Raw genomic sequence first — 13,433 nt, 5'->3', positions numbered from 1 at the left:
TCAGCGCTTGCGCTTGGCGGCCTTGGCCTCCGCGCGGCGGCGCCGCTCCTCGGCGTACTGGGCGGCGGCCTCCTCGATGGTGGGCGCCGACCCGCCGTACTGCTGGGGGAGCCACCACGCGCCGGCCGGGCGCTCCTCGGGCGGGCTGGCCAGGATGCAGCGCTCGAGCATCTCCTCCATCCGGCGCTTGAGCTCGGCGGTCTCCGCGGCCGGGTCCGCGCCGGTGGGGTGCATCGGCTCGCCGACCTCGATGTCGATGCGGTGGTGGCGCGAGAGGTCGAGCCTGCTGCCCTTGGCGAGGATCCGCTGGGTGCCCCAGACCACGATCGGGATGAGCGGCACCTCGGCGTCGGCGGCGATGCGCACGGCGCCGGACTTCAGCTCCTTGATGAGGAAGCTCTGGGAGATCGTGGCCTCGGGGAAGATGCCGACCAGCTCGCCCTTGCGCAGGGCGTCGACTGCGGTGCGCATCGAGGCCGCGCCGGCCTCGCGGTCGACCTCGAGGTGGCCGAAGCTGCGCATGAAGGGGCCGCCGAGGGGCGAGTCGAAGATCTCCTTCTTGGCCATGAAGCGGATGTAGCGGCCGCGCTGCGCACCGGGGTAGCCACCCATGAGGTAGTCGACGTAGGAGACGTGGTTGACCGCCACGAGGGCCCCGCCCTCGGTGGGGATGTGCTCGGCGCCGGTCATGTGGATGTCCATCGCCGAGACCTTGAACCAGGTCTTGGCGGCCGCCACGATGACGGGGTACGTGAGGTCCACGGGCACACACCACCACGTGCGGGAAAGCCGGTCCAGTGCCGGTCCCGCGCCGGGTCAGCCTCCGCTGACGACGACGGCGTGGGTGCCGGTGGCGCGAGCGACGACCTTGCCGCCCTGCGAGACCTCGGCCTCCGTGGTGCAGATGCGCCGGCCGAGGCTCGTGCAGGTGGCGGTCGCCACGAGCGGGCGGCCGGCGACGCCCGCCCTGAGGAACTGCGTCGTGAGCGTGACGTGCGGCGCGACCATGCCCGCCGGCCCGGCGCCGTGCACGGCCCAGCCGGTGGCGCTGTCCAGCAGCGCGCTGAGGTAGCCGCCGTGCAGGATGCCGCCGCCGTTGAGGTGCTCGGGCTGCGGGTCGGCCTCCACCACCGCGCCTTGGGCGTCGGCGCGCACCACGCGGAACCCGAGGTGGGCGGAGAACGGTCCGGGGTCGCCGACGGGTGTCATGGCGCCACCGTAGGACCCGGCGCCGCTAGGTTCTCGCCATGGTCCAGGACTTCACCGGCCGGGTCGCGGTCGTCACCGGTGCCTCCAGCGGGTTGGGCGCCGCGACCGTGCGCCGGCTCGCCGCCGGCGGGGCACGGGTCTGGGCCGCGGCACGGTCGCAGGACCTGCTCGCCGATCTCGCCGCGGAGTGCTCCGACGGCCCGGGTGAGGTGCGCTTCGGGCACCTCGACCAGACCGACCCCGCGTCCTGCCGCGCGATGGTGGCCGAGGCGGTGGCGGCGTACGGCCGGCTGGACGTGCTGGTCAACAACGCCGGTCGCCACGACTTCCGTCGCACCACCGAGGTGACCGAGCAGGAGTGGGCGCACGACATCGCGCTCAACCTGAGCGGGCCGTTCTTCGTCGCGCAGGCCGCGATCCCGCACCTGCTGCTCGCCCCCGGCGGCGGCGGGACGATCGTGAACGTCGCGTCGGTCGCCGGTGTGATGGGGGAGGCCTACTCCGCGGCGTACACCTCCGCCAAGCACGGCATCGTGGGGCTGACCCGGGCGCTGGCGGTGGAGTACCTCAAGGAGCCGCTGCGGGTGAACTGCGTGTGCCCCGGTGGGATGGACACCCCGCAGGTGCAGACGATCGGCGTGCCCGACGGCGCCGACTGGGACCTGATCATGCGGGTCGCGGCCACCCGCGGGCTGATGGCCGCCGACGACGTCGCGGCGACGATCTGCTTCCTCGCCTCCGACGACGCGGCCGCGGTCAACGGCAGCATCCAGGTCGTCGACGCGGGCCGCACGGCCGGCTGAGCCGGGCCGGGCCCGGGTCGGGCGCGCTCAGCCCTCGGCGAGGATCCCTGCGACAGCGGGGGACTCCCAGAAGGGCGCCAGGCGGGCACGCACCAGCGGCTCGAGGTCCCCGGACTCCCGGGCAGTTGCGACGAGCGCGGTCAGCGGCGGCAGCAGGTGCTCGGTGAGCACCGCGGCGTCCAGCCCCAGGTCGGTGACCAGCTCGGAGACGGGGTGCTCGGCGTACGTCGCCACGAAGCCGTCGACCACGGCGCGGACCATCGCCAGGACCGGCTCGGACGGTGCGGCGCCGATGACGACGTCCTGGACCATCCCGGCGAGGTGCTGGACCCGGTCCAGGGGGACCGCGCCCGCCCCGGACAGCGGCTTGTCGGCGTACAGGTCGTAGACCTCGAGCACCGCCGCGCGGGTGCCGGGGTCGCGCAGGGTCTCCACGACGACCGCGTTGAGCCGGCGCACCGCGAAGCCGGCGCCCTGGCCGGCCGCGGCACCGACGAGCGCGTCGAGCTGGGTGGCACCCATGACCTTGCCGGCCGCGCCGGCGTAGAGGGAGACCAGCGAGCCGACGCCCGGCAGCTTCTCCGCGACCGCGCGGTTGGCCTGCACCACTTCGGCCACGACCCGGCCCATGAAGCGCGAGGCCAGGGCCGAGACCGCGGGGCTCCGGGTGAGGTCGTCCAGGGCGCTGTGCAGCCGCTCGCCGCTGCCGAGCAGGGTGTCGGCGAAGGCCTCGACGTGCTCGCGCGCCACGACCTGTCCCAGCGTGTGCTGATCGGTCGGCCCGTCGTGCAGCACCTCGGCGAGGACGGCGGTGAACGTGCTCGCGGCCGTGCTCGGGGGCACTCGGACCAGGACGTCGGAGATGAGCGCGGTGATCGCCTCCGGGTCCGCGACCTTGCCCACGGTGACGCGCGAGCCGGCGTCGAGGAGGTCGGCGACGTCGCGGGCCACCATCGCGGGCAGGTCGTGCTCGAGCTGCTCGACGACCCACGCCACCTGGGCGTCGAGGAGGCGGGCGGCCAGGTCGGTGCGATCGGTCACCTGCGCAGGCTAGTCGGCACCCATCACCCCCTGGCGTGTCGCGGCAGGACCTCTAGAGTGTGGCGGTCAGCCGGGGTCGACCCGGACCGACGGCGAGGGAGACCAGTGGCCGAGCCCGTGCTCAAGGACCTGACCGTCGTCGTCCTCGCTGCGGGCGGGGGCACGCGGATGCGGTCGAAGACCCCGAAGGTGCTGCACGAGATCGGCGGGCGCAGCCTGGTCGGGCACGTGCTCGCCGCGGTGGCCGAGACCAGCCCGCGCTCGGTCGTGGCCGTCGTCGGCCACCAGCGCGAGCTCGTCGCTCCGCACGTCTCCGCGCTGCTGCCCGACTGCCTGCTCGCGGTCCAGGAGGAGCAGAAGGGCACCGGCCACGCGGTGCGGGTCGCCGTCGAGGCCGCCGGCACCACCTCGGGCACCGTCCTCGTGGCGTACGGCGACACCCCGCTGCTCACCGGGCAGAGCCTGCGCGACTTCGTGGCCGAGCACGAGGCGGCCCAGCGCGCGGTCAGCCTGCTCTCCGGCGACGTCGCCGAGCCGGCCGGCTACGGCCGCGTGGTGCGCGACGGCGACGGCGAGGTGCTGGCGATCGTGGAGCACAAGGACGCCACCGCCGAGCAGCTGGAGATCACCGAGATCAACTCCGGGATCATGGCCTTCGAGGCCGGGTTCCTGCTCGACGCCCTGCCGCGGCTGGGCAACGACAACGCCAAGGGCGAGTACTACCTCACCGACCTGGTCGGGCTGGCCCGTGAGGCCGGGCTGATGGTCGGCGCGCACGTCCTCGAGGACGTCGTGCAGACCGAGGGCGCCAACGACCGCGCCCAGCTCGCGGCGCTCGGCCGGTTGCTGAACGACCGGGTCGTGGACCGCTGGATGCGCGAGGGGGTCACCGTCGTCGACCCCGCGACCACGTGGATCGACGTGCACGTCGACCTGGGCCGCGACGTCACGATCCTGCCCGGCACGCAGCTGCTCGGGGCCACCACGATCGGCGAGGACGCCGTGGTCGGCCCCGACACCACGCTCAAGGACTGCGAGGTCGGCGCCGGTGCCCGGGTCGTGCGCACCCACGCCGAGCTGGCCGTGGTCGGCGACGACGCGCAGGTCGGGCCCTTCTCCTACCTCCGCCCGGGCACCCGCCTCGGCGCCGGCGGCAAGATCGGCGGCTTCGTGGAGACCAAGAACGCCGTGATCGGCGACGGCGCGAAGGTCCCGCACCTCTCCTACGTCGGCGACGCCGAGATCGGTGAGGGCACCAACATCGGCGCCGGCACGATCACGGCCAACTACGACGGGGTCGCCAAGCACCGCACCGTCGTCGGTCGGCATGCGCGCACCGGCTCCAACAACACCTTCGTGGCCCCGGTCGTCATCGGCGACGGCGCGAGCACAGGCGGGGGGACCGTCGTGCGCGGCGAGGTGCCCCCCGGCGCGCTGGCGGTGAGCGCCGGACCGATGCGTGTGATCGAGGGCTGGGCGCTGGAGCGCCGGGCCGGCACCGCGCAGGCCGAGGCCGCGGAGGCGGCGGGCAGGGGAACAGCAGGTGGTCCAGAGGTGACCGACGACTCGTCCCAAGCCTCGGCCCCAGAGTTGGGCTGAGGCTCCCGCGAGGGGCACAATCAGCGGCGCCCACCACCCCCGCGGCGCCTCTCCCGGCATCTAGGAGCACCTCGACGTGACCGGATACAAGAAGACCACCGAGAAGAACCTGATGGTCTTCAGCGGACGGGCGCACCCCGAGCTGGCCGCGGAGGTCGCGGACCTGCTCGGCACCGACCTGGTGCCGACCTCGGCGTACGAGTTCGCGAACTCCGAGATCTACGTCCGCTACGAGGAGTCGGTGCGCGGCTGCGACGCCTTCGTGATCCAGAGCCACACCGCTCCGATCAACGAGTGGATCATGGAGCACCTCATCATGGTCGACGCCCTCAAGCGGGCCTCGGCCAAGCGGATCACCGTGGTCATGCCCTTCTACGGCTACGCCCGCCAGGACAAGAAGCACCGCGGCCGCGAGCCGATCTCGGCCCGGCTGATGGCCGACCTGTTCAAGACCGCCGGCGCCGACCGGCTGATCGCCATCGACCGGCACGCCGACCAGATCCAGGGCTACTTCGACGGCCCCGTCGACCACCTGATGGCGCTGCCGATCCTCACCGACTACGTCATGGAGAAGTACGGCCACCAGCCGCTGTGCGTCGTCTCCCCCGACGCCGGCCGGATCAAGGTCGCCGAGCGCTGGTCGGCCAAGCTCGGCGGCGCCCCGCTGGCCTTCATCCACAAGACCCGTCGCACCGACCGGCCCAACGAGACCGTCGCCAACCGCGTCGTCGGTGAGGTCGCCGGCAAGATCTGCGTGCTGACCGACGACATGATCGACACCGGCGGCACGATCGTGAAGGCCGCCGAGGCCCTGGTCGCCGACGGTGCCGCGGGCGTGATCATCGCCGCGACCCACGCGATCCTCTCCGACCCCGCCGTCGACCGCCTCAAGAACTGCTCGGCGGTCGAGGTGATCGTCACCAACACGCTGCCGATCCCCGAGGACCGTCGCTTCGACAAGCTGACGATCCTCTCGATCTCCCCGCTCGTGGCCCGGGCCATCCGTGAGGTCTTCGAGGACGGGTCGGTCACGTCCATGTTCGACGGGCACGCCTGAGCCTGGATCCACCGATTCTCGCCTGCTGCGCGACACCAGCTGGGCGCCCTGGCTGCGTTGCCGACGCTCGACGGGCATCCAGCAGGCCTTCGCGTCGGGCGCCTTGCCAGGCCACCCACCTGGTGCCGCTCGCGACGGCGACCATCGGTGGATCCAGGCTGAGGCTGCCCCCGGCGCCTGCGCGCCCTGACGTCAGGCGCGAGCGTCGTACGCCGCCCGCGACCGCTCCACCTCGTCGATGTGGGCGCGCGCCCACGCGTCGAGCCCGGCGACGGCCTGCACCAGCGTGCCGCCGAGCGACGTGAGGCTGTACTCCACCCGCGGGGGCACCTCCGCGTGCACCTCGCGGGTGACCAGGCCGTCGCGCTCGAGCGCGCGCAGCACCTGGGTCAGCACCTTCGGGCTCACGCCCTCGATCCGGCGCTGCAGCTCGGTGAACCGGCAGGTGCGCTCGGCGAGCAGCAGGAGGACCAGTACCGTCCAGCGGTCGCCGATCCGGTCCAGGACCGTGCGCGTCGGGCAGGCGGCGGCGTAGGGGTCCGCGATCGGTGCCGTGCTCACGCCCTCACTATCCCTCAGGTAACCGCGGCACTTCAAGGTGCCTACTTCCGATAGGGAAGTAACGGCTGCTGGGTCCGGTTGGTGCGGGTGTCAGCGTCACCCACGAGAGGAACCACCCATGTCCCGCACCATCACCGTCATCGGAGCCACCGGCCACCTCGGACGCCTCACGGTCGAGGCGCTTCTCGAGCGCGGCGTCGCCCCCTCCGACATCCGCGCCACCGGGCGCGCCACGGAGCGGCTCGCCGACCTCGCCGATCGTGGCGTGCAGGTCCTCCGAGTCGACCGCGACGACGAGGCAGCCGTCGCCGACGCCGTGCGCGGCGCCGCCGCCGTGCTGCTGGTGTCCGGGACCGAGCCCGGCCGCGTCGAGCAGCACCGCAGGGTCGTCGAGGCCGCACGCGAGGCCGGTGTCGAGCAGCTCGTCTACACCTCGGGCCCGCACGCGCGGGGCTCGTCGGTGCAGCTCCTGGCCGACCACGCCACCACCGAGGAGCTGCTCGAGACCTCAGGCGTGCCGCACACCGTGCTGCGCAACGCGTGGTACGTCGAGAACTACACCGCCCAGGTCGAGACCTACCGGGCTCACGGGATGGTCGGAGCCGCCGGCGAGGGGCGGGTCTCCCTCGCCCCGCGCCGCGAGTACGCCGAGGCGGCGGCCGTGGTGCTCACCACCGACGGCCACCTGGGGAAGGTCTACGAACTCGGCGGCGAGGCCCACACGCTGGCCGAGGTCGCCGCGGTCATCGGCGAGACCATCGGCCAGGAGATCACCTACACCGACGTGCCGGTCGAGCAGCTCCAGCAGATCCTCGCCGGCGCCGGCGTGCCCGCCCCGATGGATGCCGTGCTCGCCGATGTCGACAGGGGCATCGCTGCCGGCGAGCTGCTGGTCCCGACGACCGACCTCGAGACACTGCTCGGCCGCCCGGCCACCGACCTGCGCCAGGCGGTCGAGGAGGCGCTGGCCTGAACCGAGCCCCTCCGGACCCTCAGCCCAGGTCGTCCAGCGCGTCGTTCCACTGACGCGCCAGGACGGTGGGCACGTCACCGGCCAGCACCTCCGCCAGTCGTGACCGCTGGGCGTCGGTGAGGGTCAGGGCGGGGAAGGCGTTGCGGCCGAGCACCAGGCTGAAGCCCTGGCCGCGGCGGCGCGCGATGTCAGGAGCGGCGTCGAGGTAGGCGTCGACGTACGGCGCGCAGAGGTCGGGCCGCTCGGCGTCCCAGAGGCCGTGGGCGAGGGACTCGAAGAGCCGGTTGGACACCTCCGGCTCGGTCATCTGCCCCCACGCGGAGGCCTTGGCCTCGGCGGTGGGGCGGGCGGCCAGCGCGCAGGCGGCGCCGAGGTCGCCGGCGAAGGAGCCGTCGGCGACCCGCTCGGCCTCGAGCCGGTCGCCGTCGACGGCGCCGAGCGCGGCCAGGCGGGCGAGGGCCGACCAGCGCAGGGACGGGTCGAGGTCGACCCCGCCGACCGGACCGGTGTCCGTGCGGCCGGCGGCGAGCCAGCGCTCCAGCAGTGAGGGGTCGCGGGTCGTGGACACCAGACCGCGGACCAGGGCGATGGCCACCTGCTCGTCCTCGGCGCCGGGGCCAACCGAGAGACCGGCGGCGCAGGCGGCGGCCACGGCGTCGGCGAGGGCCGGCACGGCGTCGGCGGTGGCGACCCTGGTGCGGACCGGTCCGAGGGTGCGGTCGAGCACGGCGGCCACGAGCGCTGCGTGCGGCTCGCGGGGCAGGTGGGCGGCCACCAGGTCGGCGTACGCCGCCACGGGGAGGGCCCCGGTGCGGACCTCGTCGAAGCAGTGGGCCCACAGCACCGTGCGCAGCAGGTCGTCGCCGACGTCGGCGAGACGTCGGTGCACCAGGGCGGAGGAGTGCTCGTCGAGGCGCAGCCGCACGAACGACTCGCCACGGCTGTTGGGGACGACGGCCAGGCCCGACCACTCCGGAAGGGGGACGGGGGAGTCGTCGAGGTCGACGAGCCGCTCCCCGGCGACGGTGCCGTCCTCGGCGTACGCCGTGACGGTGAAGCGGTGCGGACGCACCCCGTCCCGCTCGAGCACCGGCGTGCCGCAGGGGTCGCGGCGCACGGTCAGGGTGTCGAAGCCGGGCCTGCGCAGCCACACCTCGGCCCAGCCCCGGACGTCGCGCGGCGAGACCGCGTCGAGCGCCGACACGAGGTCGTCGAGCGTGGCGTTGCCGAAGGCGTGCCGCGTGAGGTGGGCGTTCACCCCCGCCAGGAAGTCCTCGTCGCCGAGCCAGGTGACCAGCTGGCGCAGGCAGGAGTTGCCCTTGGAGTAGGAGATGGCGTCGAAGTTGGCGAAGGCCGAGTCGACGTCGGGGACGTCCTCGGGCGCCGGCGCCACCGGGTGCGTGGAGCGGCGCTCGTCGGCGGTGTAGGCGCTCGGCTTGCGGGAGGACTCGTGCACCACGAGCGTCTCGGCGAACCCGGCGCCGTCCTCGGCGACCCGGTAACCCATGTAGTCGGCGAAGGACTCGTTGAGCCAGGTGTCCTCCCACCAGCGCATCGTCACCAGGTTGCCGAACCACATGTGCGCCATCTCGTGGGCGATCACCGTCGCGCGGCGCGCGCGCTGGTCCTCGGTGATCCGCCCGCGCGGCAGCAGCTCGTCGCGGTAGGTGACGCAGCCGGGCGTCTCCATCGCGCCCCAGTTGTGGCCGGGCCCGAAGAGCTGGTCGTAGGAGTCGAAGGCGTAGGGCTGGTCGAAGAGCGTGGCGTAGTGGTCGAAGCAGGCCTCCGTCGTGCGCTGCAGCTCCTGGGCGTCGCGGTCGAGCTCGGCGGCGAGCGAGGCGCGCGCGTGCCAGCCGAAGGGCAGCCCCGCGTGCTCCCAGGTCACCGAGTGCCACGGCCCCGCGCACACCACGAAGAGGCTGGGACAGATGCGGGGCGTGGTCGCGAACCGCCAGCGTCCCGCGGCCTCGTCGTGCTCGCGCACCCGGCCGTTGGCGAGCACGGTCCACCGCGGGTCGGCCGTCACCGCCAGGTCGAAGGTCGCCTTGAGGTCGGGCTGGTCGAAGCAGGGGAGGACCCGCTGCGCCACGTCGAGGGAGAGGTACGCCGAGACGTAGGTCTCGCCGTCCTCCGGGTCGGTCATGAGGTGCATGCCGTCGCCGTCGCTGACGTAGGGCACCTCGGCGTGGACGACCACCTCGACCGGCTCCCCGACCGGCAGGCCCTCCAGATGGATGCGGCGACCGTCGTACGTCCAGGTGAGCGGGTGGGCGCCGTCGACGGTGACGTCCGTGGCGGCCGTGAGCTCGAGGAAGGTCGAGGGCGTCGTCGCGGTGAACCGGACCGTGGTGGTGCAGGCGTAGCGACCCCGCTCCCAGCCGGTCAGGTCGAGGTCGATCGCGTAGGAGGCGACCTCGACGGTGGCGGCGCGGTCCCGGGCCTCGGCCAGCGTGAGCGACATGGGCCCACCGTAGGGCGGTCACCGATTCGCCTTCGCCTGCGGGCCGACCTAGACTGGTGCGGTTGCCTCGGCGAGGGAGCGCGCGGTCCGACAAGGTCGCGGGGCTCCGTGATCGACAGGGCGGAGATCGCGCCGCGCTGCCTCGTCACCACCGGGAGCGCGGCGCTGTTGCGTCCGCCCCTGGCCCGCCCGGCTCCCACACGTCACGCACGGCCCCGCACCACACCCCGACACGTCAGCAGCACCGCAGCACGAGGAGAGCGCATGTCCAGCGAGAAGATCACCGCCGAGGTCCGCACCGAGTTCGGCAAGGGCGCCGCCCGCCGCATCCGTCGCGAGCACAAGGTGCCCGCCGTCGTCTACTCGCAGGGTGGCGAGCCGCAGCACCTGACCCTGCCGGGCCACGACACGATGATGGCCCTCAAGCACGGTGGCGCCAACGCGCTGCTGGAGCTCGACATCGACGGCACGACCCAGCTGGCGCTGACCAAGCAGGTCCAGGTCGACCCGATCCGCCGCGTGCTCGAGCACGTGGACTTCGTCGCGGTCAAGCGCGGCGAGAAGGTCACCGTCGACGTCCCCGTCGTGGTGGTCGGCGAGGCCGGCCCCGACACCCTGGTCGTCACCGAGAACGCCACCGTCTCCGTCGAGGCCGAGGCCACCCACATCCCCGAGTCCTTCGAGGTCTCCGTCGAGGGCGCCGAGGCCGGCACCCTCATCCACGCCTCGGACCTCTCGCTCCCCTCGGGCACCACCCTGCTGACCGACCCCGAGACCCTCGTGGTCAACGTCGCCCAGCAGGTCTCCGCCGAGGCCCTCGAGGCCGAGCTGGAGGAGGCCGAGGCCGAGGCCGGCATCGAGCGCGAGGAGTCCGACGAGGACGCCGCCGACGCTCCGGCCGAGTCGACCGAGGGCGACGCCGACTCCGAGTGACGCACCCCGTCACTTCGTGCGGTTTCTGAGCAGACGGGCCCGGGATCCCCAGATGAGCGACGACTCGACCACTGACGTGTGGCTGGTCGTCGGGCTGGGGAACCCGGGCCCGAGCTATGCCGGTCATCGGCACAACATCGGCTACATGGTCACCGACGAGCTGGCCCGGCGGATGGGCTCGGGCTTCCGGGCCCACAAGTCCGGCCGCGCCGACGTCGTCGAGGGCCGGCTGACCCCGCCCGGCGTCCCCGGGCCGCGGGTGGTCCTGGCCCGTCCGCGTTGCTACATGAACGAGGTCGGCGGGCCGGTGAAGGCCCTGGCCACCTTCTACAAGGTCGCCCCCGCCCAGGTCGTGGCGATCCACGACGAGCTCGACATCGCCTTCGACACGATGCGGGTCAAGCTCGGCGGCGGCGACAACGGCCACAACGGGCTGAAGTCCATGCGCTCGTCCCTCGGCACCGGCGACTTCCACCGGGTGCGGGTCGGCATCGGCCGCCCCCCGGGTCGCCAGGAGGTCGCCGACTTCGTGCTGTCGGACTACTCCTCGGCCGAGCGCAAGGTCCTGCCCTTCGTGGTCGACACCGCCGCCGACGCGGTCGAGTCGCTCGTCTCCGACGGGCTGGAGAAGACCCAGCAGCGCTTCAACAGCTGAGCGTCGCTGCCCGCCGTCCCGCCGGGCCGACGAGTGCGCGGGCCGTTGTCGCCACCGGCTGGCACCGGTGTGCGGTCGGCAGTTGTGCACAGCCGGATGCGCCCGAGCCCGCCCAGCCGCGCGCACGCCTGCCCGGCCGGTCGCCTCGCTGTCATCCGAGGAGAGCGACGTAGCTGGAGGTGGTGTCCGGCGCCTGGTGCCGGAGGGGACCTCCACCCTGGGGGGTCTGATCGCCGGGCCGTTGGCGGCGAGGGGGTGGGCGTGCTGGTAGCCCGGCCACGGGGTGGTGGTCGGGCTGTCAACAGGGTCAGGCGGTGGGGCTCAGAGTGGGGTGGTGCCGTCGGGGTGGACGAGGTAGTGCTGGCTGTGGGGGCTGGTCCAGAGCCAGTGGCCTGGACTGAGTCCGGTGACTCGCCAGGGTGTCCCTGCTGGTGAGGGGTGGGTCTTGGCGCGGTGGTCGTGGCGACAGAGCGGGGCCAGGTTGTCGGTCGACGTCTGGTCCGGCGGGCCGGTGTCGGAGTACTCGACGGTGTGGTCGAGGTCGGCGGTCTCGGCTGGTCGGTTGCAGTGGGGGAAGGAGCAGGTCGTCCTGGCCAGCCTGACCCGTGCGGCGATGCGGTCGGGGACCTCGTAGGAGGACACTGCGACGGTGTCGTGGAGGTCGATGACGGGCTTGACGATGACCTGGGTGCCGGGGGTGCCGCACCAGTCGCGGACAGCGTCGGCGGTCAGGAGCTGGCGGTGGTTGTCGAGGCGGGCGAGGTTGAGTCCGAGGGTGCCGGTGACGGGGTCGATCTGCGGGGCGCCGGTCAACGCGGCGTCGCTCAGGTGGACGGTGAGGACCACGACCCGGCGGGGAGTCGGGCGGGGGTCGGGACGGGTGCCGGGGCCGGTGGGTGCGTCGGTTGCGCGGTCTCGACGACGCTCGCTGGCGCTCGCTGCTCGACCATCCTGCGTCGCCTCGGGGTCAGTCGCCTCGGCCTCAGTCGCCTCGGGGTGGGTGTCGGGGAGGAGGTCTTGGCCGCGGGCGAGGTAGCCCAGTGCCTTCGCGCGGCGCACCGCGAGGTCGTCGGTGGAGCCGTCGAGGTGGAGTTGGTGGGCGATGTGGCGGATCGCGGCTTCGAGGTCCTCGGCGTCGGCACGGTCGAGCAGTCCGTCGGCACTGACGGCGGAGGCCGCACCGACCGAGGTGGCGGGGGATGCGAGGTCGAGGTCGAAGTAGAGGTTGGCGCGGGTGTCGCACTCGGCGACCTCGACCGACTCGGGATCGAACCGAGCGGCTGCTTCGAGCACCAACCGGTGGACGGTGGCGGGGCCGGTGGTGTGGATGACGTGCGCGACCTGGGCGTCCACGAACGCCACGGCCTCGGCGGAGAGCCCTCGGGTGGCCTGCGCGAGGCGGCGGACCCGCCATGCGGTGACCTGGCCAGCCACGAGCCTGGCCCAAACCTTCGGGAGGCGGTGCTTGGCCTCGATGGCGTCCCCGACGAGGAGGCGGCCGGACTCACGGCTGCGGCCGAGGGCGGTGGCGAGCTCGGTGACGGCGAAGTCGGAGACCTCGGGGGCACCGGCGCCGGCGAGCTCGAGCATCGTGTCGGCACCGGGCATCCCGAACCGAGCGACCCACGCGTCCTCAGCAACCTGAAGGGCCTCTTCGTCGGGGTGGGAGTAGGTGCCGTACAGGTCCGGCATCAGCGCACCGGTGGTGTGCGCATCGGCCCACTCGGCAACTCCGATCAGCAGCTCCCGGGCGGCGTCGTCCTCGCGCTGCTTGGCGGCGCGGATCGCGTCGAGGAGGGGGCTGGTGGACATGGTGAAAGTTTAGTCGAACACACGTTCGATGGACAGTGTTTTCCCAGGTCAGCTGCACTTTTCCGTGACATTTTCGCCGTCCGATCGATGCCCAGCCGAAGCGAGCACCCCAGGCGGGGGCGAGGGCCGAGCAGACCGCAACCAAGAAGCCCAAGCGGCACCCAGGGCGACCACGCTCTACTCAAATTCAGGACCTGCTGCGGCGCGAACGCGCCACGACCCACCGACGGCGACCCAGGGAGCAACCCCGGGATGACAGCAGGGCGACCGGCGTACCGGGGTCTCGACGACGGCTCGCCTAGCGGCTCGCCTGCTCGACCACCGCAGAA

The 13,433-nt window shown here is 73.0% G+C and carries 12 protein-coding genes; 6 read left to right on the top strand and 6 right to left on the bottom strand.

The genetic code is table 11. From position 1 onward, the window contains the following. Both Q1V71_RS16250 and Q1V71_RS16245 read right to left on the bottom strand, forming a co-directional pair. Positions 1-762 (bottom strand): 1-acyl-sn-glycerol-3-phosphate acyltransferase, encoded by a 762-nt coding sequence (locus tag Q1V71_RS16250; RefSeq protein ID WP_300645122.1) that lies wholly within the window; start codon positions 760-762, stop codon positions 1-3. Positions 763-816: 54 nt separating this feature from the next. Then, positions 817-1,209, bottom strand: a complete 393-nt coding sequence (locus Q1V71_RS16245; RefSeq protein ID WP_300645121.1) for a PaaI family thioesterase — start codon at positions 1,207-1,209, stop codon at positions 817-819. 38 nt (positions 1,210-1,247) lie between these two features. On the opposite strand from Q1V71_RS16245, the gene Q1V71_RS16240 reads away from it, so the two are divergent. Beyond that, positions 1,248-2,012, top strand: a complete 765-nt coding sequence (locus Q1V71_RS16240; RefSeq protein ID WP_300645119.1) for an SDR family NAD(P)-dependent oxidoreductase — start codon at positions 1,248-1,250, stop codon at positions 2,010-2,012. A gap of 27 nt (positions 2,013-2,039) precedes the next feature. On the opposite strand, the gene Q1V71_RS16235 is transcribed toward Q1V71_RS16240, so the two are convergent. After that, the gene (locus Q1V71_RS16235; RefSeq protein WP_300645117.1) at positions 2,040-3,053 is read right to left on the bottom strand and encodes a hypothetical protein; all 1,014 of its coding nucleotides are present in this window, start codon (positions 3,051-3,053) and stop codon (positions 2,040-2,042) included. Between the two features lie 105 nt (positions 3,054-3,158). Between Q1V71_RS16235 and glmU the strand changes: the two genes are divergently transcribed. Both glmU and Q1V71_RS16225 read left to right on the top strand, forming a co-directional pair. Continuing rightward, complete coding sequence (gene glmU / locus Q1V71_RS16230; protein ID WP_300645116.1) at positions 3,159-4,652, top strand: bifunctional UDP-N-acetylglucosamine diphosphorylase/glucosamine-1-phosphate N-acetyltransferase GlmU; 1,494 nt, start codon at positions 3,159-3,161, stop codon at positions 4,650-4,652. 76 nt (positions 4,653-4,728) lie between these two features. Continuing rightward, a complete protein-coding gene (locus tag Q1V71_RS16225) occupies positions 4,729-5,709 on the top strand; it encodes a ribose-phosphate diphosphokinase (RefSeq protein ID WP_300645115.1) in 981 nt (326 codons plus the stop codon). A 192-nt stretch (positions 5,710-5,901) separates the two neighbouring features. Here Q1V71_RS16225 and Q1V71_RS16220 read toward each other — a convergent pair whose 3' ends face one another. Continuing rightward, complete coding sequence (locus Q1V71_RS16220; protein WP_300645114.1) at positions 5,902-6,270, bottom strand: helix-turn-helix domain-containing protein; 369 nt, start codon at positions 6,268-6,270, stop codon at positions 5,902-5,904. Positions 6,271-6,388: 118 nt separating this feature from the next. Between Q1V71_RS16220 and Q1V71_RS16215 the strand changes: the two genes are divergently transcribed. After that, complete coding sequence (locus Q1V71_RS16215) at positions 6,389-7,243, top strand: SDR family oxidoreductase (protein ID WP_300645113.1); 855 nt, start codon at positions 6,389-6,391, stop codon at positions 7,241-7,243. 19 nt (positions 7,244-7,262) lie between these two features. Here Q1V71_RS16215 and pepN read toward each other — a convergent pair whose 3' ends face one another. Continuing rightward, positions 7,263-9,704 carry an aminopeptidase N gene (pepN, locus tag Q1V71_RS16210; protein WP_300645112.1) on the bottom strand — a complete coding sequence of 814 codons (2,442 nt, stop codon included), beginning with the start codon at positions 9,702-9,704 and terminating at the stop codon, positions 7,263-7,265. 264 nt (positions 9,705-9,968) lie between these two features. Here pepN and Q1V71_RS16205 point away from each other — a divergent pair, with 264 nt between their 5' ends. Further along, on the top strand, positions 9,969-10,637 hold the full coding sequence (locus Q1V71_RS16205; RefSeq protein WP_300645111.1) for a 50S ribosomal protein L25/general stress protein Ctc: 669 nt from the start codon (positions 9,969-9,971) through the stop codon (positions 10,635-10,637). A gap of 52 nt (positions 10,638-10,689) precedes the next feature. Continuing rightward, positions 10,690-11,292, top strand: coding sequence for an aminoacyl-tRNA hydrolase (gene pth / locus Q1V71_RS16200; protein ID WP_300645109.1), 603 nt, complete (start codon positions 10,690-10,692; stop codon positions 11,290-11,292). 321 nt (positions 11,293-11,613) lie between these two features. Here the strand turns inward: pth and Q1V71_RS16195 are convergent, their stop codons facing one another. Next, a complete protein-coding gene (locus Q1V71_RS16195; protein ID WP_300645108.1) occupies positions 11,614-13,104 on the bottom strand; it encodes an HNH endonuclease signature motif containing protein in 1,491 nt (496 codons plus the stop codon). Positions 13,105-13,433: the final 329 nt, after the last annotated feature.

Origin of the sequence: Nocardioides sp., assembly GCF_030149505.1 — a bacterium.
GTDB lineage: Bacteria > Actinomycetota > Actinomycetes > Propionibacteriales > Nocardioidaceae > Nocardioides.
The sequence above is the reverse complement of the archived record's forward strand: the minus strand, read 5'-3'. Positions and strand labels throughout refer to the sequence as shown.